This window comes from Pedobacter montanisoli (genome assembly GCF_022809115.1).
Lineage (GTDB): Bacteria > Bacteroidota > Bacteroidia > Sphingobacteriales > Sphingobacteriaceae > Pedobacter > Pedobacter montanisoli.
In genome coordinates, this window is the sequence record NZ_JALGBH010000002.1 from 1,371,234 (window position 1) to 1,396,354 (window position 25,121).

Sequence of the window (25,121 nt, forward strand, 5' to 3'; positions counted from 1 at the left end):
GTAAACCAAATGAAATACCTGTACGCTTTAGTATTTATTTTTCTTTCATTTTTTTGCAAGGCACAAACCATTTATGGAAATGAATGGATTCAAAAAAACCAGAAATACATAAAAATAAAGCTAAACCAGGATGGCGTATATAAAATAACCCACAGCCAGCTCAGCAGTCTTGGTTTTCTTACTGGTAATCCCAATCCTAAAAATTTTCAGATTTATTTCAGAGGAAAAGAAATACCTGTATATATTGAGGGAGAAAGTGATAACACCTTTGACAGTAATGACTTTATAGAATTTTATGGCCAAAAAAATGATGGTAAATTAGACGAACCTTTATACACGCCCTCTACTTTACAACCCAACCCTGAAGTTAGTCTTTTTGATGATTTCTCTGCTTATTTTATAACTATTGGCACTGTTCAAGGCAAAAGATACCAGACCGTTACCATAAACGACAATATATCTGTACCCGAAAATTACATGATTTATACTGCTTCAGGTAATTTTGCCGAAACGTATTATCCCGGCAGGTTTCTCATCAGTGCATTATCTCTTTCTGAATATATTGAAGGTGAAGGCTATTTAGGGAATTCTTATGGCCTTGGGAGCTCACAAAACAGGAACTTAAACACACCATTTTTTATTTCGATTCCTTCTTTTAAACCTTTTTTAGAATACTATGTTGCAGGAAGATCAAATGCCAGCAGTACCAATCCTCAAAACTTCAATCATCATTTACGGTTAAGTTTAAACAACCAGACAATAGCAGATACTTTATTCAGGGGTTACGAGATCATCAGATCTAAAATTTTTCTAAACCAAAATCTTTCTTCTGGTTCTGCTCTAACCTTTTCTTCTATTAATGATTTGGGGGCCGAAAGTGACTATCAGGCTCCGGCCTATGCCCGAATTACTTATAGCAGATCTTTTGATGCTTCAGGCTTAAACTACTTAACTTTTAAACTGAATACAACATTAGATAAAACCTTATTAAACTTTACAAATACCAATTGGAACGCAGCCTGGATATTAAATCCAACAACTGCAGAAAAATATAACGGCACTAAGAATGGTAATCTGTTTAGCTTTAAGGTTAATAATTCTCAAAATAACCCGCTTATAGTTTATGAACAAGGCGCTTATTTAACACCGGCTCTTGAAAATGTGTCTTTTCAGAATATACCAACGGTCTCTAGCTTCAATTATGATTTGTTGATCATTACAAACAAGAAACTTAGTGCTTCTGCCAGTGAATATGCTTCGTATAAGACAAGCAAAGGATTCAAACCTCTAATTCTGATTACCGATGACATTTATGATCAGTTTTATTATGGTCAGCATCATCCCCTAGCGATTAAGAATCTGTTAAAGTACCTGATTACCCAAAGCTCAATAAAACCCGAATATCTTTTATTATTGGGAAAAGGTTACGAGCTACCTAAAGACAGACTTGCTGATAATTTGGTTCCCACTATGGGTTATCCTGCATCCGATTCTTTCTTGAGTTCTGGATTAACCGGTAATAATTTAGCGCCTGAAATTGCAACCGGACGCATACCTGCTACATCTGATAACGAAGTCAGAATTTATTTAGATAAACTAAAATTATACGAAAATCAACCTGATTCCATTTGGAGAAAAAACATCATCAATATCACAGGTGGCGCAAATAGTGGCGAAGACCTTGCATTCTCTAATTTCTTAAAAACACATTCAGGCATATCATCTCAGGAATATTTTGGCAGTAACACCATCAGTTTTTATAAAAGCGTTACAGATCCTATTACAGATAATCTTGTAGGTAAGATAAGTAACCATATTAATGAAGGTGCTGCAATGGTAACCTATCTCGGACATGGTAGCAGTACCAATACCGCCGTTTCTGTAGGTAGCCCTTCTTATTTAAACAACAAGAACAAATTGCTTTTTTATCTTATAAATGGTTGCAGCACAGGTAATGCTTTTGTTAATGGCTCAATGGCCGAAAGTTATATTTTCCAGCCAGATAAAGGCGCCATTGGCTGGATTGGCAGCAGCAGCGAAGGAATTGCATCCTACCTGTCAAACTTTACCAACCTGTTTTACCAGAATTCTTTTTATTCCAATTACGGAAAGTCTGTTGCCAAAAACCTGTTAAATGCTTCTAAAGCCTATCAAAATCCAAATGATGAATATAACCGGGCCCATCTCAGACAGTATATTTTTATAGGTGATCCTACCATAACCTTTTATGCGCCCCAAAAACCTGATTATGAAATAACCAACAAGTCTATAGGATTAGAAGGCAATAACATTAACGCAAATAACAATTCTTTAAAACTTTTTGTTATCGTAAAAAATAATGGCAAAGCCATACAAAACAATGTAACTGTTGCAGTAACCCGTACCTTATCTGATAATACTATAATTAATTATCCCATAAAGACTTTCAGTAAGCTATACAATACAGATACCTTATATTTTGATTTAGATAATAATATTTCCAATTCAGCTGGAAACAATAAATTTTCTGTATCTATAGATCCGCAAAACAGTATTGATGAATTAACTAAAATCAACAATAAAGCTGAGTTTACTTATTACATCCCTTCTAATGGCATTAATATAATCTCTCCAGCTAAGTTTGCTATTGTAAGTAATCAGGGCGTATCTCTAACCGTACAATCCAATAACTTAACTCAAGAAAACCTTAGTTATATTTTTGAATTAGATACTTTAAGTAGTTTTAATAGTAACTGGAAGATAAATTCGGGTTTGATAAATGGTAATGCTTTAACAAGCTGGAAACCTCAAATTAATTTAGAAAATAACAAAGTATATTATTGGAGAGCTAAATTAAATGACAATAGCAATAATAACAATTGGCAAAGCAGCTCCTTTACCTTCATAGCTAGTAGTGAAGAAGGCTGGAATCAGGGACATTACCAGCAACTGGATAATCTTACTTTAAAAAATATTACCACCAGCAATTATCAAAGTTTTAATTATGCCAATATTGCTTTTCCTGTTCAGGTTAAAACCAGAGGCAATAATGCCCCCAAACTAACCGAAAGAAGAATAAGAACAAGTGTTTCTGGAGGCGCCATTGCTTTTAATGGGCCTGAATTTGAAGGTATCAGTCTGGTAGCATTAAATCCACAGAATCTATTACTGACTTTTAATTATCCGAGTCCTCTTAATTTTAAAAATGATAATGTACATGGTACAGGGCAGTTTTTCTTTAATACAAATTCTCCGCTAGAAACAGATTCTCTGCTCAGTTATTTAAATCAGGTACCCAATAACTATTATGTTATTGGTATGAGTGGAAACAATTTTGCACCTAAAAATCTACCTCCTGCAGTTAAAGCCGCTTTTCAAAGCTTAGGGCTTTCTCTATTTGAAAATTTGGAAAATGGAGAACCTTATGCTTTTTGGGGAAGAAAGAACAATAGCTTCTTCACATCCATAGAAAAAACAGCTGATTACAGCTCCGCTATTTTACCATCTGAACAGCTACTGGACTTTACTTATGATCTGCCTACGCCTGGCAATAATGGTTATTACTTGTCTGAAAAGATAGGACCTTCATCTAAATGGAGCAGCGTTACTTTTAATTTGGTTAAGAATAGTAATGATAATCTTAACTACACGATTATAGGCGTAAAATCTAATGGGGATGAAACCAGTTTAAAAACTAATATTTCAAATGATCAAATCGACATTTCTGATATTTCTGCTGCGACTTATCCTTTCCTGAGAATACAGGCAAATACCACGAATAACATAGATAAAAAACCAGCTAATTTGAAATCGTGGAAAGTATTGTACAAAGGTTATCCTGATATTACTTTTGATGCAAGAACTGTTAATTATTTTTATAAAAACAAAATTGAAGAAGGAGATTCTCTAAAAATTCGGATCGGTGTTTCTAATCTTGAAAATATAAAATCTGATTCTGTTAAAGTTAGCTATAAGCTTACCAAAGCAGATCGCTCTGTAGTAACAGGCAATATTGTAACTCTGAAACCTCTAATTATTGACGACAAAGAGAAAGTAACCTTTGCATATCCTACCAACGGATTAACCGGAAACAATATCATACAATTTGATGCTGAACCTAAAGACCAGAAAGATAAATTACCTGCAAATAATTTTGTTAATTACAATTTTGAGGTAATCTCAGATAAGAAAGAACCTCTTGTAGATGTGTTATTTGATAATAAAAGAATTATAAACGGGGAAATAATTTCACCCAAACCGCAAATTCAGATCAGTATCACTGATGAGAATAAATTCCTTATCCTAAAAGACACTACCGTTGTTGAAGTTTACATTAAAAGCCTAAAAGATGCCGCATTCAAACGTGTTTCTTTTAGCTCCAACAAACTTAATATTCAAAACGCAGGGTCTTCCAATAACAATCGGATCAGCTTTATTTATTTACCTGAACTTTTACAAGATGGAAATTATACGCTTAAGATAAAAAGTAAGGATGTTAGTGGTAATTATAACACCACTAACGATTATCTGATTAATTTTGAGGTTATAAACGAACAAACAATCACCAATTTCCTGCCATACCCTAATCCATTTACTACTTCAATGCAGTTTGTGTTTCAGGTTACAGGAAAAATACCCGATAATATTAAGGTACAGATTATGACAGTTACCGGTAAGATTGTTAGAGAAATTTTCAAGAATGAACTGGGTCCTATTTATATAGGAAATAACATCAGTACATTTAAATGGGATGGAACAGATCAATTTGGCGACAGACTTGCAAACGGCGTGTATTTTTATAATGTTACTTATGAGAACAACGATAAGTCAGATGTAAAACATAAATACAATTCAACGGATAAATACTTTAAAAACAATTTTGGAAAAATTTATTTAATGCGGTAATTATCCAGCGCTTTGTTATAAAAAGCCAGAAACTCTTCAGATACGCTTGGGTAAGCATATTTATTTCTGGCATCTGCTATTATCTTCGATGTATCAAACATTTTCAGGTTATTTACCATATATTCCATTGCTTCTGATAAACCTGTAATATCTTTTGATTTTACCAGAATACCATTATTCTCATTTACAATTTCACCAACTCCGCCTACAGCAGAAGCTATTAGTGGCAGCCCGCAACAAAGAGCTTCCAATAAAACACAGGGTAAATTCTCATAATTACTAAAAAGAACAAATGCATCACTATTCTGATAATGCTTGATCAGGTCGCTTCCATATAATTCCCCATAAAAAAACACATTATCTAATCCTTTCAATTTCACATCATCCTCATACTTTCTCCTATCTGCATGGTTACCTATAATATGTAATTCAAAATTTCTGATTTTTTGCCTTAATAAAACAACCGCTTCCAATATACCACTTACATTTTTAACATTATCTTCTATACCTGAAACATGTAAGAACTTTATTTTTTTATTAGAATGTTCAGGAAATATTTTATAAAATGAGTTTACATCTACGGTATTATAAATTACCTGAGAGTTAGAATGATGTAATCCTCTTTTTTTCATTGCAAATCGCAGGTTATCTGAAACAGTTGACAAACCATCCGAATAATTTATGATCTTTTTAGTTATCCATTTTCTAATTGCTCCTCTATATTGATCAGAATTTAATAAATATCTGCTCCAATGCTCTGTTATTACGTAGGGAACATTGTATAGAAACTTCATCAGCATAGCAGGCAGCCCAACCCGGGTTAAAACATGCACATGATTGATATCGGGTTTACCATATAGCTTCAAGACCTTAAAATAACCCGCAAATAAGCAATAGGCATATAAAAAATAATTCAGAATGAACAATACACCCTTAAAACGCTTATGATAGATAATATAATGCTGAATGCCTTCTTCCTGATATTGATGAATTTCAATAAGTTTTTTTGAATTACGATAAGGAAACACATAAAACACGACTAAAAGTTTTACTTTATTTACCAGAGCTTTTGCATGTTCCTTTATAAAAATTCCTCCTATTCTGTTATCTGGATTTGGATACCACGCTGGCAAAAAAAATACTTTAAGATCTTTATTATCCATCTATCTTACAATTTTCTTCACAAATGTTTTAAGATACATAGTCAGATTTTGCACCTTATTATTGTAAGCAGAATATTTTGCCACATAGAAATTTTGCAATTCAGGTTCAAATTTTTGTTTAAACGTAGCTATCTCCCGCATGTCGGCTCCATACAGGTCTACTTTTTCTACACCAAAGTCCTTAAGTTGGTTTAAAGCATATTGATATAAGAAAGATGAAATGCCTTTAGAAGAATGTTCTTTTACTGTTCCTATTAATGGGAAATAAGCCTTTTTGTCTTTTTCATCTACAATAGCTATGATTGATGAAACAAACTCATCTTTATAAAACACATTAAAGGTATAAGCCAGATTTGCTTGCTGTAATGCAGAAAACCATCTTATTACCTGCTGTATATAAGTTTTGGCAAATTTAAAGTTTTTTAGTTCCTTATCGTGAAAAGCCAGACTTTCTTTCCAAAAGGTATTAGTTTCAAACTTATAGCCTTTTGCGTTTACATCATTCTTTAATATACGGCTAAGGTTCTTGTGTAACTTCTCATCATTTAAATATTTAACCAGCGTATAACGGATTTCTATAGTAAACCCATGCCATTTAAAAGGACGAATATCTTTTAAAGTTATAGGTAACCTAATATTTATAGTTTTATATGATTTCTTAAGTTCATCTAATAAGAAATATAAAGCTTCTGTATGGTGCCATTGAGATTTATCAGGATTTTGCCAGAAGAACTGATAGTAATAATGATTTGGAGAAAGTATCCTTTTATCTTTTATTAAAAAACTGGTTAAAATACAGAGATCTTCTTTTTGTTTAATGGCAACATATAAAATCTTTAAATTATAAGTGTCTGCCAGCGAATTTAAAAAGCTTTTACCTGCTTTGAGCGTATCGCAGTTGTATAATGAGCTATAATGTGCCCATTCATCAGGTGATAAAATTTGAAACTTAAATTCCATATCGCTCTAATGACGAAATTATAAAACAATTTCTTAAAAAGAGCTAATGTTTTTATTTTACATTATAAATAAAAGCGCCGCCTTTGTTTAAGCAGCGCTTATTGCGTTAATTAGAATTAATTAGATAAAGTATAACTGATTGGCATGTTGTATCTTACTCTTACAGCTGTATTGTTCTGTTTTCCTGCCTGCCATTTCGGAGATTTTTTAATTACCCTTACAGCTTCTTCATCACAACCATAGCCAATACCTTTAATAATCTTAACATCGGTTATGGAACCATCTTTTTCAATTACAAAACTTAAATATACTTTACCCTGTACTCCCTCTTCCTGTGCTATTCCGGGGTATCTTAAATTGCGTTGTATATATTTTGCCCAGGCATTCATTCCCCCCGGAAATTCAGGGTAAACATCTACTCCTATACCGTCATAAATTGTATTGCTTTCTCCTAAACCCTCTGCGCCTGCTTCTCCTCCGTTTCCTGCTTTAGGTGCACTTACTGCTACATTTCCTTTATTTTCTTCGCCATCTTGGGTAATAGATCCAATAACAGCTTTATCCAATTCAGAAGTTAGAGGAGGAACATCAGTTACCTTTTCATCTTTCACCACGTTAATATTGCTACTCAAATTAACCGTCTTTTGAGCTTTAACCGGAGCTGCCTTAGGCACTTCTTTTTTAGATTTAGACCCTGGTTCTTCCTTATCCTCTATCTTTTTAGGAACTATGGTTACATCTATAATCCGCTTATCATCTTTTTCAACTACTGTTTTAACCTCTTTATCTTTATACCTGTTATATATTACAGGTATTATAAACAGGGATATAAAAAACGAAGCTGCAATTAAAAAAGCTTTAACCAGCATTAATGATGATTGTTTTCTTAAAACATAAGCACCATAGCTTTTATTTCTGTTGGCGAATACAAGAGCGAGCCACTCGCTGTTGTATAAATTTGAGGTTTTGTTAAACATAGCGTTCATATTTTTCCCTATGATGCTCATCTTTTATTTTTCCATAAACTCCAATCAATTTAATTTTCTCATTCCAAAACCTCAATTATCTACTTAAAAACAAAAATCAACAACAAACAATAAACATTTTAAGAATATTAATACAAAAACACATACAACTTAAGACATTAAATATTTATTTTTGTTAAAAATTTAACTAAAATCACCAAAATCAAATGAAAAATCTAAGGACAATAGCTGTAAAAGAAGCACAAAACAGAATTATACCTGAAATAAAGTTGAATTCTACAAAAATTTCTAGTTTTTTTGGCTCAAATGTGTTCGACAGAAAGAAAATGAAAGAATATCTTTCAAAAGATGTATTTCAAAAACTGATGTCGGCCATTAATCATGGCGAAGTTCTTAACCAAGAAGACGCTAATCAGATCGCCGCAGCTATGAAAGCCTGGGCTATGGAAAAAGGCGTTACCCATTATACACACTGGTTTCAGCCGCTTACAGGCTCAACTGCCGAAAAGCATGATTCTTTCTTTGAGCCGAGTGGTGACGGTCCTATAGAAGTTTTTGCAGGAAGTGCCTTAGTACAGCAGGAGCCAGATGCTTCAAGTTTTCCTAACGGTGGTATCCGTAATACATTTGAGGCAAGAGGTTATACCGCATGGGATCCTACTTCTCCTGCCTTTATCATGGAAAATAAAGCTGGAAAAACACTGTGTATTCCTACCGTATTTGTTTCATATACCGGTGAAGCTTTAGATTATAAAGCTCCTTTGTTAAAAGCAGTAGCCGCTATAGATAAAGCAGCAGTAGAAGTTTGCCAATATTTTGATAAGGGAGTTACCAAAGTAAATGCTTCTTTAGGTATTGAACAGGAGTATTTCTTGGTTGATTTGGCTCTTTATAATGCACGTCCTGATATGGTTTTTGCTGGTCGTGCCATATTTGGACGCATGTCTGCCAAAGGTCAGCAGTTAGAAGATCATTATTTTGGTTCTATTCCTGAACGTGTTTTTGCTTACATGGTAGATTTTGAAAATGAAGCCTTAAAATTAGGCATTCCATTAAAAACCCGTCATAATGAAGTAGCACCATCTCAATTTGAATGTGCCCCAATCTATGAAGAAATCAACCTTGCTATAGATCACAACCAATTATTAATGGATTTGATGGAGAAAGTAGCTCGTCGTCATAACTTTAAGGTATTATTACATGAGAAACCTTATGCAGGCATCAATGGTTCAGGTAAGCACAATAACTGGTCGTTAATTACCGATACAGGAAAAAACCTGTTGGCTCCAGGCAAAACACCTAAAAACAATTTAATGTTTTTGACCTTTTTTGTGAATACGATCAAAGCCGTTCATGAACATGCCGATTTATTAAGAGCCAGCATCGCTTCTGTAAGTAATGATCACCGTTTAGGTGCCAATGAAGCTCCTCCTGCTATCATTTCGATTTTCTTGGGTTCTCAATTAAATGATGTATTAGATGAAATAGAAAGCTCGAGAGCTATTATTAATAAAGTTAAAAAAGAAGACAATCTTTGGTTAGGTATTCCTAAAATCCCTCAAATTGCATTAGACAATACAGATCGCAACAGAACTTCTCCTTTTGCTTTTACAGGCAACAAGTTTGAATTAAGAGCAGTAGGTTCATCTGCCAACTCATCTGCTTCAATGACTATTTTAAATGCTATTGTTGCCGATCAATTAAACAAATTCAAGGTTGAGGTTGATAAACTGATTAAAAAAGGTGAGAAAAAAGATGTTGCCATATTAACGATTATTCGCAAGTACATCAAAGAATCAAAAAACATCCGTTTTGAAGGTAATGGTTATAGCGATGAGTGGGCAGCAGAAGCACAAGGAAGAGGTTTATCAAACATCAAAACCACACCTAAGGCTTTAGATGCTTATGTGAGTGAAAAAACGATGGATCTTTTCTCTACTCTAAACATCTTCAGCAAAAGAGAATTACATGCCCGCCATGAGATTATGCTGGAGAATTTTTACAAAAAACTACAGATCGAAGCTCGTGTTATGGGTGATGTGACCAATAGCCAGATCATACCAGCGGTAATAGAATACCAAAACAAGCTCATTGAAAACGTAAAAGGGTTAAAAGAGATAGGACTAAATAACGATGTTATAGCTGCTCCTTTAAGTATTATCAATAAAATATCAGATTATTTAGGCGTGCTTAAAAATACTGTAGATACGATGCTTGAAGAACGTAAGAAAGTCAACAAAATTGAAGACAGCAGAGAAAAAGCCATCGCTTATGATGAAAAAGTTAAGGTTTATTTTGATACCATCCGTTACAATGCCGATAAACTTGAACAAATAGTAGATGATAGCATTTGGCCATTGCCTAAATTCAGAGAATTATTATTCTTAAAATAAGATCAAAATAAATTTTTTAAATGAGGTGCAGATTAATTTTTGCACCTTATTTATTTTAATACATGTTGGGTGTAATTCTAAAACAACAGATTATTCAATTTTATCCTCTTAATATCACTTCTCAACTTTGCAGGTTCAAACATTAAACCTCCAACAATTTAACATTTCAGTCCATTTAACCATTTAACCTTCCACCTTAAAAAGCTATCTTTGCAGCAATTATGAGTAACGAGAGATACAATCAGCGTGGCGTATCTGCTTCAAAAGAAGATGTACACGCAGCAATCAAAAATATCGATAAAGGGATTTTCCCTCAGGCTTTTTGCAAAATTATCCCTGATATACTGTCAGGCGACTCTTCTTATTGCAATATTATGCATGCTGATGGTGCCGGCACAAAATCTTCTCTAGCTTATACTTATTGGAAAGAAACCGGAGATCTATCTGTTTGGAAAGGCATAGCACAGGATGCTATCATCATGAACATTGATGATCTGATTTGTGTGGGTGCTACAGAAAATATCCTGCTTTCATCAACCATTGGTCGTAATAAAAATCTGATCCCGGGCGAAGTAATCGCTGCTATTATTAACGGAACGGAAGAAATTTTGACGGAGTTGAGAAATTTAGGTATTTCTATTTACTCTACAGGTGGAGAAACAGCCGATGTAGGCGATTTAGTAAGAACCATTATTGTAGATTCTACTGTAACCTGCCGCATGAAACGGGAGGATGTGATCAGCAATCACAATATTAAACCAGGAAATGTAATTGTGGGTCTGGCATCTTATGGCCAGGCCAGCTATGAAAAAGAATACAATGGCGGCATGGGTTCAAATGGATTAACTTCTGCCCGTCATGATGTTTTCAGTAAAGATGTAGCACAAAAATATCCTGAAAGTTTTGATCAGGGAGTACCTTTTGACTTAGTATTTTCTGGCCACAAAAAACTAACCGATCCTGTTCAGATCAATGATACAGAAAGTATCACTGCCGGAAAACTGGTGTTATCTCCTACCCGTACATACGCACCCGTAATTAAACAGGTATTGGATAAATACCGTAAGCAAATTAACGGCATTGTACATTGCAGTGGTGGTGCGCAAACCAAAGTATTGCATTTTATCAATGATGGAGTTCATGTCATCAAAGATGACCTATTTCCTATTCCTCCTCTTTTTAAATTGATCCACGAGCAATCGGGTACCGATTGGAAAGAAATGTACAAAGTATTTAATATGGGTCATCGCATGGAAATTTATTGCCCTGAAGAGATTGCTCAAGATATCATCAATATTTCTCAAAGTTTTAATATTGAGGCCCAACTTATAGGTCGTGTAGAAGAAGGTAGTAAGCAAGTAAGTCTAAAAAGCGAGTTTGGCGAATTTATCTACACATAAGTATAATTAAAATTTTATTATAAAGCTCAGGAGCATGTGTTTCTGAGCTTTTTTATTTAAAAGGAAATCTTCTTAAATGATAAAAGATTATGAAGCTCATACTACATACACGTCTTCATATATAACTCAGTGCGTCATGCTTAATTAGTTTCAGTATCTGTTCGTGAGAAAAAAAAACCTGAATTGAATTTACTTACGTGACTTTTCGCTTCGTTACAAATCAGGATGGACATAAATATAAAAAAGCCCCGATGAAATTCATCGGGGCTTTTTGTATTAACTCAACTAATAATTAGTTAAAAGCATATTTCAAACCGAACTGCATATAGTAAGTTGATGAAATACTGGTGTTAATTCTGTTAGATTCAGAAATTAATGCACCACTTACAGTATTCAGATTGATTGTTGGTTTTGTTGTACCTCCAGGAGTTAAAGAAGATATGTTAGTAACACTTAAGATATTGTTGTTATTAATTGTATAAGCTCCCCATTTAGAGTTAATTAGGTTACCTACATTGAAAATATCAAAATAAATCTCTAATGAATTTTTAACATTACCTATTTTTCTACCGAAAAGTTCTTGTGAGAATCTGAAATCAAACTGGTTTCTCCAAGGAGCAACCGCACCGTTTCTTTCAGCATACATACCTTTTCTCGAGCTTAGATATTTATCACTTTCAATCATGTTAAAGAATGCATCTTCTTGTTGTTGAGGTGTAAATGCACCATTCTGTACGAAAGTAATCTCTGAACGATCTTTAGGTACATAGATTAAGTCATTGTTCTGACCATCTCTGTTAAGATCATTTGAGTAGTAGTATGAGTATCTACCTTGTGATCCGCCTTGATAGAATAGGGTCATTCCTGTTTTTAATCCTTTAATCCATTCTGCTTTATAGCTAACACTACCTACAACTCTGTGAGGAATTACGTTAGAAGTATAGCTTAACTCAGGATTGTTTGAATTACCGCCGTATTGGTAAGGTAAGCTCCATAAGTTCACAATCTGGTCACCAGATTGGTCTCCAAAGTTTTTAGCATAGCTATAAGTATAAGCTGCAGTTACTTCCCAGTTATTACCAAATGGTTTAGTCAATTGGAAACTGCTAGAGAAATAGTCGCCTCCTTTGGTATTATCCATTACGATAGCATCAAAGTTACTTGTTCCTGTTGGATCAATTAAAACGTTTTTGGTAACAGGATCAGTTTTTAACTTATTAATATATCTGTTAACTCCAGATGGATAAATCATTCTATTATCTGGATAACCAGATACGTTTAATGGATCAGGGTTAACTAAGTTAGCGTTACGAGCATAAACAGCATTGATATCTTTACCATAAATCAACTCAACGGTACCTACAAAACCAAATGGTAATTTAGCATCTAAACCTAAGCTTGATTTCCATTGTTGAGGAAATTTCAAATCAGGTGACATTGCTGATATACTTGAAGGTACTGAAGCACCTGCAGTTGGCAATGTAGATGGATACATCTCCTTGTAATTAGGGTTAAAGTTTGGCATATTCGATGGTATGGTAATCGCGCCGGTAGTTGAGTTATAATTAGAACTAATGCTCTGAGTAAATTGCAACATACCTGCATCACCAGACTGAGCAACAATCCATACAAAAGGAATACGGCCTGTAAAGATACCTGAACCACCACGCAATTGTAAGCTTCTGTCTCCTAAGATATCATAGTTAAAGCCAATACGTGGAGAAAACATTAATCTTGCTTTAGGTAAAGTACCTGTATTAATAGTTTCACCTCCATTAAAGCTAGCTGCTGCTACTAAAGGGTGGGTTTTGATTTCGCTAACATCAGGATAAGTAGGTAATTCTAATCTTAAACCTAAAGTTACTTTTAACTTATCGTTAAATGAAATCTCATCTTGACCATAAGCAGACAACTGGAAGAACTTAAAGCTTGGGAAAGCCTGAGAACCATCAGCTGTTAATGGATAAGTTAAAGCAAAGTTGATTGGTTTTTGGTTAGTAATGAAATCATTCCAGCTGTTAAATACATAATAACTTGTACCAAAACGTTGGAAACCATTTTTTACTTTACTCCACTCTGCCTGTGCTCCTACTGTAAAATTATGCTTACCAGTAGCAAAAGTTAAATCATCATTGATTGTATAAGTCATTACATCTCTCAGGTTACCAAAAGTAAATGGCTCATAACCAAATGAAGTTAAAGTAGATAACTTTTTAGTAGTTGAATATTTTCCGTCAAGGATATCTACCAAAGGAAACTCTGCACCAGGAGAAGATCTAGGATCGTTCTGATGAGCAAAAGAAGCTCTTAATGAATTGTTGAATTTACCAAAGTTAGAGTTCAACTCTGCAGTACCAGAATATAAGTTAGCTTCTTGGTAGTAGTTTGAGTTAAAGAAAGACATTGCATAAATACTTTGTCTATTATCACCTGCATTAAAACCAGATCCTGAAGTAGAAGTACTGATTTGAGAAGGACTTTTACTTTCTACCTGAGAATAGCGGATGTTAAATTTATGCTGTGTATTAATATTCCAGTCTAAACGAGCAAATATTTTATCGTTATTGCTGTTATTTGAATAGCCTTGATAAGGTCCGGTTTGGTAACCGTAATTATTTGCTAAATAACTGCTAACTCCATCCATAAAGGCAACAGATGGTCTTGCTATATTTAAAGATGCATTTTCTGTACCGTTGGCGGAAGCCACTTTGGTTGGTCCCGGTTCAACAGTTTTCTTCTTTTCAAAGTTAACAAAGAAGAATAATTTGTTTTTAATGATCGGGCCTCCTAAACTAAAACCGTATTGTTTTTCATCTAAAGCTTGAATATTAGTGATTACGTTATCACCAACACGCACGCCTTGCTGTTTTTCTGAACGGAAAGTATATAAAGCATTACCAAAGAAAGTGTTTTTACCTGATCTGGTTACAGCATTGATAGATGCACCTGTAAAACCAGTCTGACGAACGTCAAAAGGAGTTACGTTAACTGAAATTTCTTCCAATGCATCGATCGAAATTGGAGAACCATTGGCAGGAATGTTTTGACCAATACCAAACTGATTATTAAAGTTAGCTCCATCTACAGTAAAGTTATTTGCACGAGAAGATCCTCCACCTATACTTGTACCGTTAGCCTGTGGTGTTAAACGAGTAATATCGTTTACACTTCTTGTAATAGAAGGTAATTCTTCAATCTTAGCTCTTGAAATGATTGTTGATGCACCATTTCTTTTAGAGTTCATGATCGGATCGTTTTTACCTAAAACCACAACCTCACTTAAAATAGAAGAATTATCATCTAACTTAACATCTAAGTTAAAAGCTTCTCCTAATTTAAGGTAAACATTATCAAACTTTTGTGTTTTGTAACCTACAAAACTTACTTCAATTACATACGGCCCTCCAACACGCATATTACCGATAGTAAAACGTCCGGAATTATTTGTAATAGTTCCATACACAGAACCCGTAGGCGTGTGAGTGGCTTTTACACTTGCTCCAGGCAAGGTCTCTTTCGAGTCCCGGATTGTACCAGTCATTGAAGATGTAGTAACCTGCGCATAAGCAAAACCGCAGAAAGCCACAAAAACAAGAACCAGCGATACAACCTTTAATTGTAAAGATTTTTTCATGCTCTTTAATTAATTTTTGTTTTGTTTTTTTGTTAAATTGTGTTAAAATTCCTTGCAAATTTAATTATTAAATTCAATTCGTTGCGGAATTCCAATGTTAAATAATTATTAAATATATCATTAGTTATCCACATTTAACATAGAACATTAAATCAAAAAAGTGGAGATATAGCTTTTTCAATTAATAAATAGCGTTATCTGCCTTATTTTACAGCATGGTTCGTTATCAATACAGGAACATCTAATAGATTTAACCAACATTTTTTTTATTTTTGGCAAGTTATTTTAAGTAAAAACCCTCCTTAAATAGAGAAATGAATTACGATTTAATAGTTATAGGTAGCGGTCCGGGTGGATATGTTACTGCAATACGTGCTTCTCAATTAGGTTTAAAAACAGCCATTGTTGAACGCGAATCTTTAGGTGGAATATGCCTTAACTGGGGCTGTATACCAACTAAAGCTCTTTTAAAAAGCGCACAAGTTTTTGAATATATAAACCACGCGGCCGATTATGGGATACAAACCAGTGAGGCTAAAGCCGATTTTGAGGCAGTAGTTAAACGTAGTCGCGGTGTTGCCGAGGGTATGAGTAAAGGCGTCCAGTTTTTAATGAAAAAGAACAAAATTGACGTGATTATGGGTACCGGAAAAGCAAAGCCAGGTAACAAAGTAGAAGTTAAAGCTGCTGATGGTACACAAAAAGAACTAAGTGCAAAGCACATTATCATTGCAACTGGTGCCCGTTCAAGAGAATTGCCTAATTTACCTCAGGATGGTAAAAAAGTAATCGGTTACCGTCAGGCTATGGTATTGCCTCAACAGCCAAAATCTATGGTAGTTGTAGGATCTGGAGCTATTGGAGTTGAGTTTGCCTATTTTTATGCTACCATGGGTACAAAAGTTACCATTGTAGAGTTTATGGAGAATATTGTTCCGGTAGAAGACGAAGATGTATCGAAACAATTGCTACGCAGTTTGAAGAAAACTGGTATCGACATCATGACTTCTTCGAGTGTTGAAAGTGTTGACACCAGCGGTTCGGGCTGTAAAGTTCAGGTAAAAACAGCAAGTGGCATGCAAACCATTGAGTGCGACATTGTACTATCTGCTGCAGGTGTAGTAGCCAATATAGAAAATATTGGTCTGGAAGAAGTAGGTATTAAAACTGATAAAGGCAAAATTGTAGTAGATCAATATTACAATACTAACGTTAAGGGTTATTATGCAATCGGAGATGTTGTTCCTGGTCAGGCGTTAGCGCACGTAGCTTCTGCAGAAGGTATCATCTGCGTAGAGAAAATTGCAGGTATGCATACTGAACCTTTAGATTACAATAACATTCCTGGATGTACTTATTGCTCACCTGAAATTGCATCTGTAGGTTATACAGAAAAAGCAGCTAAAGCCGCAGGGTATGAGCTTAAAATTGGTAAATTTCCATTTTCTGCATCAGGTAAAGCAAGTGCAGCTGGCGCAAAAGATGGTTTTGTAAAACTAATTTTTGATGCTAAATATGGCGAATTGTTAGGTGCACATATGATTGGTGCTAACGTAACTGAAATGATTGCTGAAATTGTAGTTGCCCGCAAATTAGAAACAACCGGCCACGAAATGATCAAATCAGTACACCCTCACCCTACCATGAGTGAGGCGATCATGGAAGCCGCAGCTGATGCATATGGAGAAGTAATCCACTTATAATCATTCTATAACAGTAATAAATAAGAACCTATTGGGCTAAGCTCAATAGGTTTTTGTATTTTTATCTCTATATCATAATCAAAACTATGAAACTATATACTATAGAAACCGGTTTTTTTAAATTAGATGGAGGTGCCATGTTTGGTGTAGTGCCCAAATCTATTTGGCAAAAAACCAATCCTGCTGATGCCAACAATATGTGTACTTGGGCAATGCGATCTTTATTAATAGAGGATGGAAATCGTTTAATCTTGATTGATAATGGGATAGGAAACAAACAAGATGATAAATTCTTTAGTCATTACTATTTGCATGGAGATGATAATTTAGATAAATCTTTAGCTACTAAGGGTTTCAACAGATCTGATATTACCGATGTTTTTCTGACCCATCTTCACTTTGACCATTGTGGAGGTGCTATAGAACGTGAAGGAGAAAAGCTTGTTCCTGCATTTAAGAATGCTGTTTACTGGAGCAATGAACAACATTGGGAATGGGCTGTACATCCTAATGCCAGAGAAAAAGCTTCTTTCCTGAAAGAAAATATTTTACCTATTCAGGAAAGCGGACAGTTAAAATTTATCCCGACACAAAATAATGTAAAGTTCCACCAGGATATCAATATCCGCTTTGCTTACGGACATACAGACGCCATGATGTTACCTCAATTACAGTATAAGGATAAAACTATTGTTTATATGGCCGATCTTTTGCCTTCAACCGGGCATATTCCTCTACCTTATGTAATGGCTTATGACATGTTCCCTATGCAGACTTTAAAGGAAAAGAAAGACTTTTTAGAGGAAGCCGCACAGAACGAATATATTTTGTTCCTGGAGCATGACCCTGTGAATGAATGCTGTACCGTACAACAAACCGAGAAAGGCATTCGCCTTAAAGATACCTTAAAATTATCTGACATTTAATTGATAGAAGCAGAAATACTGATTGAGTGTGTTTCTGCTTCTTAATTAGTTATCTTCTAAAAGGGTGACGCAATCTTTGGGTAGTTTTTTAACCCTATGATCAAAATTAGCTAATCCCTGTGTATCTTTTATCTGTGTATATAAACGTTTTATAGCTTTCATTGTATCTTCATCCTGAGTACAAGCATAATATTTTTCCAGGTATGGCAGCGCTTTATAAATTTGTTTTTTGTAGGCTTCAAAGGCATTTTTATTGGCTACAGCATCTTTTTTTGCCACAGCCTCATTTATTTTTGCCACATAAGGCGTAGCTTTAGTAATATAAATAAATCCAATAGCCCAGTTCATCACTTCATAATTAGGTTCTTCCGGTTCTACTAAAAGATAATATTTTAAGGCACTATCAGGCAGTTTCATTCTTTCAAAATTTCTGCCCATATGGTACCTTATATTAATCAGCTGTTTCTTTGAAAGCAAGGATGTATTTTCCAGTAAGAGCCTGCATCTTTGTTCATAAGAAGCATGATCTAAATTAGAATTTCTGAATACCTTAAAGCTATCATACATGTCTGTTATATCTTTTTGGGCAAAAGAAAAGTTAACTATCATCATAAAAGTTAACAGGAGCAGCAGTCTATTTTTCATTTTCCTAAGCTAAGTATTTTCTATTCACATTAAAATCTATTTTTACATTCAGGCTTTTGTAAATTTGGGCAGAAAAATGAATACTTCATCCATACATAACTTCAAACAGAAAGCCTTAACATGGGCTAACAATTTTGATGTTTGCTGCTACTTTGATTCTAATCAATATCACGATCAGTACGGACATTTTGACTGTATCATTGCTGCAGGTGTAGAAAAAAAAATAAGCTTAAATAGCGGTAATGCTTTTCATGCATTAAAGATTTTTTATGAGAATCATAAAACCTGGCTTTTTGGTTTTTTAAGTTACGATCTTAAAAATGAAATAGAAGATCTGGCTTCTCTACATCCTGATCACCTGGGGTTTCCTGACCTGTTCTTCTTTATTCCAAAATATATTATTGGGATACAAAATGATACAATAAAAATCTTGAAAGGTAATCCTGATATTATTAACGCAATTGAACAGGAAAAAGTAAACAAAATACTTTTTAGTCCCTTAGATATTAAAAGCAGGCTTACACGGCAGCAGTATATTGAAAAAATAGATCGTTTAAAGCAGCATATTTTACGTGGAGATATTTATGAGGTAAATTTTTGTCAGGAATTTTATGCAGACAACACTTCCATTGATCCTTTAGCCGTTTATCAGGAATTAAATGCAATATCTCCTACTCCATTCTCTGGATATTTTAAAATAGAAGATAAATATATCATCTCTGCCACACCAGAAAGATTTCTATGTAAGCGCAAAAACCAATTAATATCTCAACCTATTAAAGGTACAGCCAAACGACAAGATAATCAGGAATTAGATCTAAAGGTAAAAACCGAACTGAAGAATGATCTAAAAGAGCAGACTGAAAATGTAATGATTGTAGATCTGGTAAGAAACGACCTCACTAAATCAGCAAAAAAGGGAACCGTAAAAGTAGAAGAATTGTTTGGTATCTACTCTTTTCCACAGGTTCATCAAATGATTTCTACCATTGGTTGCGAATTAGATGAAAACATACATTTTGTAGATGCTTTAAAAAATGCTTTTCCTATGGGTTCTATGACGGGAGCTCCTAAATTAAGAGCTATGGAACTGATTGATCAATATGAGGAAAGTAAAAGAGGTGTTTATTCTGGTTCTTTTGGCTTTATAACACCTGAAGGGGATTTTGATTTTAATGTGGTAATCCGTACAATTCTATATAATAGCCTAAACCGTTATCTGTCTTTTCAGGTGGGAGGAGCAATTACCCATCAATGTACAGCCGAAAGTGAATATGAAGAATGCCTGTTAAAAGCATCTGCTATGATAAAGGTTTTAAAAGGGAGACTGTCTTAAAAATCTACAGTCTCCTGATTTTTTTATTTTCCTTTGTAATATTTCATTGCTTCAGGCAGATCTCTCTGAATTTGTGCTATACGTGAATCATCTGTAGGGTGAGTACTTAAAAATACTGGAGGTTTAGATTGACCTTTGCTGGCTGCTGCCATACGTTGCCAAAAACCAACTGCACTTGTAGGATTGTATCCTGCCATTGCCATAAAAGATAAGCCCATTTTATCGGCTTCCAGTTCCTGACTTCTTGAGTTTGGTAAAATATACAAGCCTTGCGCTCCTATTCCATAAAGTTGGTTTACTATAGCCTGGGTGGTTTGAGATTTGTTACTTGTAGCTGCTCCTATAACGGCTCCTCCTGTTTGGGCGAGTGTTAATTGTGAAGCCCGTTCTGCCGAATGCTGAGCAATAGCGTGTGCTATTTCATGTCCCATTACAGTAGCTAAACCATTTTCATCTTTTGTGATAGGTAAAATACCGGTATATACCGCTACCTTACCACCAGGCATACACCAGGCATTTATTTCGTTACTCTGAATCAGGTTAAATTCCCATTTATAATTTTTGATCTGTTCGCCATAGCCATTCTGGTTCATATACTGAGTAACAGCCTGTGCGATTTTCTGGCCTACTCTTTTTACCATTTGTGCATCAGCAGAAGATCCCGATACCACTTTTGTTGCTGGGTCACTTAGTAATTGTGCATATCCGATAGCGGCTTGCTGTTGTAACTGACTATCATCAACAATACTTAATCTGCTTCTTCCTGTTAAAGGTACTGTAGAGCATGATGCAAGACCCATTATTGCAACCGCGAAGCCTACAAAAATTATTTTTTTCATCGTTTAAATATGTAAGTGATTAAAAATATACGCAAGATGTCCTAAAAACAGTAAACTTAAGCAGCCTTTCTCTTAAATAGATAGACTTTAGATTCTTTGCCTTTTAAAAGTCGCTCAATGTTTTTCTGATGCGTAACCAAAATAAGCAGGCAAACGCAAATACTATATAGAACCTCTGCTTTAACAGAGGTATGAAAAACAAATACTATACCAATTGGAAAAGTAAACCCTGCACATATAGAACTCAGAGAAACATATTTCGTGGTCAGTAAAACAATTACAAATACACTCACGCACAACATAGCTGCCGGAAAGTTAACGGCTAATATCATTCCAAATAAGGTAGCAACTCCTTTCCCTCCCCTAAATCCTGCAAATACAGGAAAAAGATGTCCCATAACAGCTATTACTCCTAAAGCCAGTTCATAATTTACAAATTGCACTGAATGTTTGGGTCCAGTAACAGAAAGACCAATAAGATAAGCCAGTTTTGTAGCGGTAAAACCCTTTAAGATATCTATAGTCATTACGGCTATACCTGGTTTTTTACCTAAAACCCTGAATGTATTTGTAGCTCCGGCGTTTCCGCTCCCATATTCGCGTACATCAACACCGTAAAAAGCCTGCCCCAACCATACTGCTGTTGGAATAGAACCTAACAAATATGCCCCCAGAAGAGCCGAAATAGAGTAGATTGAAATCATTTTTTACAATGATAATAAAATTTTAAAGTTTAAAATCCGTTTTATCCAATTAAGATTTTAAAAAGCCTTTAAACTTAAGTCTAAACTTTTTACCGAGTGCGTTAAAGCTCCCATTGATATATAATCTACTCCGCATTGAGCGTAATCAACAACATTACTTTCTGTGATACCTCCCGATGCTTCTGTTAAGTATTTACCATTTACTTTTTGAACAGCTTCTTTAAGATCTGTTAAAGTAAAGTTATCTAACATGATCCGATCAATGTTTCCCACTTCTAAAACCTCATTAAGCTCATTTAGGTTTCTAACTTCTACTTCTATCTGTAATTTTTTGTGATTCTTATCCAAATAGGCATGAGCCGCATTAACGGCGTTGGCTATACCTCCAGCATAATCAACATGATTATCTTTAATCAGTATCATATCGTACAAGCCAGTTCTATGATTTACACCACCTCCTATCCTAACTGCCCATTTCTCTAAATAGCGCATGCCCGGAGTAGTTTTTCTGGTGTCCAGAATTTTGGTTTTATAAGGTTCAAGTAACGATACGATTTTTTTGGTAACGGTTGCAATACCACTCATACGCTGCATACAGTTTAAAACTAAACGTTCTGCTAGCAAAATTGAATGTGTGCTACCTTCAACTGTAAAAGCTATATCACCAATTTTTACCTTTTCTCCGTCCTTAATCAAAACTTCCATACGAAGCTGAGGGTCTATTTCAGTAAAAATTGCCTCGGCGAGTTCTACTCCAGCCAAAATACCATTTTCTTTAACTAATAATTTGGCCTTACCCTGAGTATTTAAAGGAATTGTAGAAAGAGATGTGTGGTCTCCATCACCCACATCTTCAGCAATTGCATTCTTAATGAATTTCTGAATTAAAATGTTATCCAATACACTTTGATTTTGTTACAAAAATAACAAATTGACGGAGCAAACCTTATTCTTTATCAGGGTCTATTCTTAACTCACTGATTAAAAATGCATTATAATTTTTCTTCATGGTAACCGTAACCCTGAATTTGCCAGTTTTAGTCTGTAGTAGAAAAATTCCTAAACGGTAATTCTGGCTGCTGTTTAACCGGTGAATAACGGTTACTTTATTAGGAGGATTTTTAATAAAAAAATCTTTTAAGATTTGTTCTGCCTGTGCTTTATTATATACATCTTCCTGATCGATGATAATTAACTCTACAGAAGGCGCAAATTCTTTTCCAATTTCTTTAGCGTTACCTGCTTTAAAATAGTTGGCTAATTCATCAATAATATCAGCCTGTGTAAGCTGATACATTGGAATATGCAAAAGCAACACCAAAATTGAAACAATAGATTTCATCATTAAAAATAGTTTTCCCGTTTTATTGCAACTAAAATTATGCCATTTTTAGCTATTAAATACCTTTTCGATGCAAAGTAAATAATATTTTACATCTATATTTGTTTCTTTTAATGCTCTTAATTTTACTTTCACTCAAAATACATTGATATGCACGTAAAAAAACTTGTTCTATTGATACTTGACGGATGGGGTTATGGAAAAAAAGACAATTCTGATGCAACATATAAAGCTAATACACCTTTTTTTGATTCTTTAATTGCCAATTACCCACATTCTAAGCTCCAGGCATCGGGCGAAGCTGTAGGTTTACCTGCAGGACAAATGGGAAATTCTGAAGTTGGGCATATGAATTTAGGTGCAGGCAGGGTAGTTTATCAGGAATTGGGCAGGATTAATAAATCCATACAAGATGGCTCTTTCTTTAACAATCCTGAACTTGTAAAAGCACTTGACTATGCAAAAACTAATAACAAATCTGTTCATTTTATTGGTTTAACCAGCAATGGTGGAGTACATGCGCACATCAATCATCTTAAAGCATTATGCGATGCTGCAAAACAATATGATTTAAAGGATGTTTTTATACACGCTTTTTTAGATGGTAGAGATACTGACCCTACATCGGGTTTAGGTTTTATCAAAGAACTTGATGATTATTTAAAAACATCGACAGGAAAAATTGCGAGCGTTATAGGAAGATATTACGCTATGGACAGAGATAACAGGTGGGAACGTGTAAAACTGGCTTATGATTTACTGGTAAAAGGTATTGGTAAAGCAGCTCTTAATGCGGAAACAGCCATCCAACAATCTTATGATGAGGGTATAACTGATGAATTTGTTAAACCTATTGTAATTACCGATGAGACAGGTGCCCCTACTGCAACCATTAAACCGGATGATGTAGTAATCTGCTTTAATTACCGTACAGACAGAGGAAGAGAAATTACCACAGCCTTAACGCAAAAAGATTTTGAGGCTTATCATATGTATAAGTTGCCATTGTACTATGTTACCATGACCACTTACGATGAGAATTTTGAGCATATTAATGTTATTTTCACAAAAGACGACTTGAGCAATACTTTAGGTGAAGTTTTAGCTGCTCACCATAAAAAACAGATTAGAATAGCTGAAACAGAAAAATATCCACATGTAACTTTCTTTTTCTCGGGTGGGCGTGAAAAAGAATTTGAGAATGAGAAGCGCATCTTGATTCCCTCACCCAAAGTAGCCACTTATGATCTGCAACCCGAAATGAGCGCCGAGGGTATAACCCAAGCTATTTTACCTGAACTTAAAAGTGGATGGGCCGATTTCATTTGCTTAAATTTTGCCAATCCTGATATGGTAGGTCATACGGGTGTATTTAGTGCTGTTGTGAAAGCTGTTGAAACCGCTGACCATTGTATGCAACAAGTAGTTGAAACTGGTATTGCCAATGGCTATTCTTTTATCATTTTAGCAGATCACGGAAATGCTGAATTTATGATCAACGAAGATGGTTCTGTAAATACAGCACATACCACTAACCTGGTTCCATGTATCTTAATTGATCAAGACTACAAACATATTAAAGACGGAAAACTGGGTGATATTGCTCCTACAGTATTAAAAATTATAGGCGTAAATGCTCCGTCTGAAATGACCGGTAATTGTTTAATTTAAAAATTAAAATGCGTTTTATACCTGTTATCATCATTATCTTGCTTCTGGGTTGCAATACAAATCAGGAAGCCTTACATCAAAATGAAGTTACTTATTTTGATGTATCAGGCTATTTTAAAGGCGAGATACAGAGGTTATCTGCCCGAAAAATGCCCGTACACAAACAAGTTTGGATCAATGATACCCAAGAAAATAAGGATATTGAGATAAAAGACTGGAAAACCGAACTGAGCATGTTTGTTAATGCAGACATCAACAAAACCTCATGGAAAGGTCTTTTTAAAGAAGATAAAACCGGTGATAGTTTAATCTATACGTCAGTCAGCACCAATATTCCAGTGAAAAAACTGATTGTAGAAAAAGTAGGTACTTACATTAAAGGAATCTCAATCTTTATCAACGAAGATAATTATCTCTATAAAAAACAAGATAGCCTTTATTATTATCCTGATAGTTTATATGAGATAAACAGCCGACAAAGAGTAACCTTATTAAAGGAAAAACGTTACAAGATTTCAGGATATTTGAAATAACA

17 protein-coding genes are annotated in these 25,121 nt (G+C 34.7%); 8 read left to right on the forward strand and 9 right to left on the reverse strand.

Annotated elements, in window-relative coordinates; translation table 11 throughout:
* Positions 1-9: 9 nt before the first annotated feature.
* Positions 10-4,884: a putative type IX secretion system sortase PorU2 gene (porU2, locus tag MMF97_RS13835; protein ID WP_243363107.1), complete on the forward strand. Its 4,875-nt coding sequence runs from the start codon at positions 10-12 to the stop codon at positions 4,882-4,884.
* On the opposite strand, the gene MMF97_RS13840 is transcribed toward porU2, so the two are convergent.
* The 3 genes from MMF97_RS13840 to MMF97_RS13850 all read right to left on the reverse strand — a co-directional run bounded on the left by MMF97_RS13840 (position 4,869) and on the right by MMF97_RS13850 (position 8,014).
* Complete coding sequence (locus tag MMF97_RS13840) at positions 4,869-6,047, reverse strand: glycosyltransferase (RefSeq protein ID WP_243363108.1); 1,179 nt, start codon at positions 6,045-6,047, stop codon at positions 4,869-4,871. The two genes, porU2 and MMF97_RS13840, sit on opposite strands and share 16 nt — an antisense overlap.
* Positions 6,048-7,007, reverse strand: a complete 960-nt coding sequence (locus MMF97_RS13845; RefSeq protein WP_243363109.1) for a hypothetical protein — start codon at positions 7,005-7,007, stop codon at positions 6,048-6,050.
* Between the two features lie 116 nt (positions 7,008-7,123).
* Complete coding sequence (locus MMF97_RS13850) at positions 7,124-8,014, reverse strand: energy transducer TonB (protein ID WP_243363110.1); 891 nt, start codon at positions 8,012-8,014, stop codon at positions 7,124-7,126.
* 185 nt (positions 8,015-8,199) lie between these two features.
* Here MMF97_RS13850 and MMF97_RS13855 point away from each other — a divergent pair, with 185 nt between their 5' ends.
* Together MMF97_RS13855 and MMF97_RS13860 are read left to right on the forward strand one after the other, a co-directional pair.
* Complete coding sequence (locus MMF97_RS13855) at positions 8,200-10,386, forward strand: glutamine synthetase III family protein (protein ID WP_243363111.1); 2,187 nt, start codon at positions 8,200-8,202, stop codon at positions 10,384-10,386.
* A 221-nt stretch (positions 10,387-10,607) separates the two neighbouring features.
* A complete protein-coding gene (locus MMF97_RS13860) occupies positions 10,608-11,786 on the forward strand; it encodes an AIR synthase related protein (RefSeq protein ID WP_243363112.1) in 1,179 nt (392 codons plus the stop codon).
* Between the two features lie 292 nt (positions 11,787-12,078).
* On the opposite strand, the gene MMF97_RS13865 is transcribed toward MMF97_RS13860, so the two are convergent.
* Complete coding sequence (locus MMF97_RS13865) at positions 12,079-15,420, reverse strand: TonB-dependent receptor (protein ID WP_243363113.1); 3,342 nt, start codon at positions 15,418-15,420, stop codon at positions 12,079-12,081.
* Positions 15,421-15,734: 314 nt separating this feature from the next.
* Between MMF97_RS13865 and lpdA the strand changes: the two genes are divergently transcribed.
* Both lpdA and MMF97_RS13875 read left to right on the forward strand, forming a co-directional pair.
* Positions 15,735-17,123, forward strand: coding sequence for a dihydrolipoyl dehydrogenase (gene lpdA / locus MMF97_RS13870; protein ID WP_243363114.1), 1,389 nt, complete (start codon positions 15,735-15,737; stop codon positions 17,121-17,123).
* 86 nt (positions 17,124-17,209) lie between these two features.
* On the forward strand, positions 17,210-18,049 hold the full coding sequence (locus MMF97_RS13875; protein WP_243363116.1) for an MBL fold metallo-hydrolase: 840 nt from the start codon (positions 17,210-17,212) through the stop codon (positions 18,047-18,049).
* A gap of 45 nt (positions 18,050-18,094) precedes the next feature.
* On the opposite strand, the gene MMF97_RS13880 is transcribed toward MMF97_RS13875, so the two are convergent.
* Positions 18,095-18,694 carry a hypothetical protein gene (locus tag MMF97_RS13880; protein WP_243363117.1) on the reverse strand — a complete coding sequence of 200 codons (600 nt, stop codon included), beginning with the start codon at positions 18,692-18,694 and terminating at the stop codon, positions 18,095-18,097.
* Positions 18,695-18,770: 76 nt separating this feature from the next.
* Between MMF97_RS13880 and MMF97_RS13885 the strand changes: the two genes are divergently transcribed.
* On the forward strand, positions 18,771-20,030 hold the full coding sequence (locus tag MMF97_RS13885; RefSeq protein WP_243363119.1) for an anthranilate synthase component I family protein: 1,260 nt from the start codon (positions 18,771-18,773) through the stop codon (positions 20,028-20,030).
* A 23-nt stretch (positions 20,031-20,053) separates the two neighbouring features.
* Here the strand turns inward: MMF97_RS13885 and MMF97_RS13890 are convergent, their stop codons facing one another.
* From MMF97_RS13890 to MMF97_RS13905, 4 genes are read right to left on the reverse strand one after another with little or no spacing between them, the layout of a single operon-like run.
* Positions 20,054-20,869: a M48 family metallopeptidase gene (locus MMF97_RS13890; protein ID WP_243363120.1), complete on the reverse strand. Its 816-nt coding sequence runs from the start codon at positions 20,867-20,869 to the stop codon at positions 20,054-20,056.
* Positions 20,870-20,925: 56 nt separating this feature from the next.
* Positions 20,926-21,573: a glycerol-3-phosphate 1-O-acyltransferase PlsY gene (gene plsY / locus MMF97_RS13895; protein WP_243363122.1), complete on the reverse strand. Its 648-nt coding sequence runs from the start codon at positions 21,571-21,573 to the stop codon at positions 20,926-20,928.
* 57 nt (positions 21,574-21,630) lie between these two features.
* Complete coding sequence (gene nadC, locus MMF97_RS13900) at positions 21,631-22,473, reverse strand: carboxylating nicotinate-nucleotide diphosphorylase (protein ID WP_243363123.1); 843 nt, start codon at positions 22,471-22,473, stop codon at positions 21,631-21,633.
* Between the two features lie 46 nt (positions 22,474-22,519).
* Entirely contained in the window at positions 22,520-22,918 is a 399-nt protein-coding gene (locus MMF97_RS13905) for a DUF4783 domain-containing protein (protein ID WP_243363124.1), read from the reverse strand.
* Positions 22,919-23,065: 147 nt separating this feature from the next.
* Between MMF97_RS13905 and gpmI the strand changes: the two genes are divergently transcribed.
* Both gpmI and MMF97_RS13915 read left to right on the forward strand, forming a co-directional pair.
* Complete coding sequence (gene gpmI, locus MMF97_RS13910) at positions 23,066-24,586, forward strand: 2,3-bisphosphoglycerate-independent phosphoglycerate mutase (RefSeq protein WP_243363125.1); 1,521 nt, start codon at positions 23,066-23,068, stop codon at positions 24,584-24,586.
* Positions 24,587-24,594: 8 nt separating this feature from the next.
* Positions 24,595-25,119 (forward strand): hypothetical protein, encoded by a 525-nt coding sequence (locus MMF97_RS13915; protein WP_243363126.1) that lies wholly within the window; start codon positions 24,595-24,597, stop codon positions 25,117-25,119.
* The last annotated feature ends 2 nt before the right edge of the window (positions 25,120-25,121 follow it).

What these genes read in the sequence shown, in the direction of transcription:
- porU2 (WP_243363107.1), top strand. Translation starts at nt 10, where the DNA reads ATGAAATACCTGTACGCTTTAGTATTTATTTTTCTTTCATTTTTTTGC.
- MMF97_RS13840 (WP_243363108.1), bottom strand. Translation starts at nt 6,047, where the DNA reads ATGGATAATAAAGATCTTAAAGTATTTTTTTTGCCAGCGTGGTATCCA.
- MMF97_RS13845 (WP_243363109.1), bottom strand. Translation starts at nt 7,007, where the DNA reads ATGGAATTTAAGTTTCAAATTTTATCACCTGATGAATGGGCACATTAT.
- MMF97_RS13850 (WP_243363110.1), bottom strand. Translation starts at nt 8,014, where the DNA reads ATGAGCATCATAGGGAAAAATATGAACGCTATGTTTAACAAAACCTCA.
- MMF97_RS13855 (WP_243363111.1), top strand. Translation starts at nt 8,200, where the DNA reads ATGAAAAATCTAAGGACAATAGCTGTAAAAGAAGCACAAAACAGAATT.
- MMF97_RS13860 (WP_243363112.1), top strand. Translation starts at nt 10,608, where the DNA reads ATGAGTAACGAGAGATACAATCAGCGTGGCGTATCTGCTTCAAAAGAA.
- MMF97_RS13865 (WP_243363113.1), bottom strand. Translation starts at nt 15,420, where the DNA reads ATGAAAAAATCTTTACAATTAAAGGTTGTATCGCTGGTTCTTGTTTTT.
- lpdA (WP_243363114.1), top strand. Translation starts at nt 15,735, where the DNA reads ATGAATTACGATTTAATAGTTATAGGTAGCGGTCCGGGTGGATATGTT.
- MMF97_RS13875 (WP_243363116.1), top strand. Translation starts at nt 17,210, where the DNA reads ATGAAACTATATACTATAGAAACCGGTTTTTTTAAATTAGATGGAGGT.
- MMF97_RS13880 (WP_243363117.1), bottom strand. Translation starts at nt 18,694, where the DNA reads ATGAAAAATAGACTGCTGCTCCTGTTAACTTTTATGATGATAGTTAAC.
- MMF97_RS13885 (WP_243363119.1), top strand. Translation starts at nt 18,771, where the DNA reads ATGAATACTTCATCCATACATAACTTCAAACAGAAAGCCTTAACATGG.
- MMF97_RS13890 (WP_243363120.1), bottom strand. Translation starts at nt 20,869, where the DNA reads ATGAAAAAAATAATTTTTGTAGGCTTCGCGGTTGCAATAATGGGTCTT.
- plsY (WP_243363122.1), bottom strand. Translation starts at nt 21,573, where the DNA reads ATGATTTCAATCTACTCTATTTCGGCTCTTCTGGGGGCATATTTGTTA.
- MMF97_RS13905 (WP_243363124.1), bottom strand. Translation starts at nt 22,918, where the DNA reads ATGATGAAATCTATTGTTTCAATTTTGGTGTTGCTTTTGCATATTCCA.
- gpmI (WP_243363125.1), top strand. Translation starts at nt 23,066, where the DNA reads ATGCACGTAAAAAAACTTGTTCTATTGATACTTGACGGATGGGGTTAT.
- MMF97_RS13915 (WP_243363126.1), top strand. Translation starts at nt 24,595, where the DNA reads ATGCGTTTTATACCTGTTATCATCATTATCTTGCTTCTGGGTTGCAAT.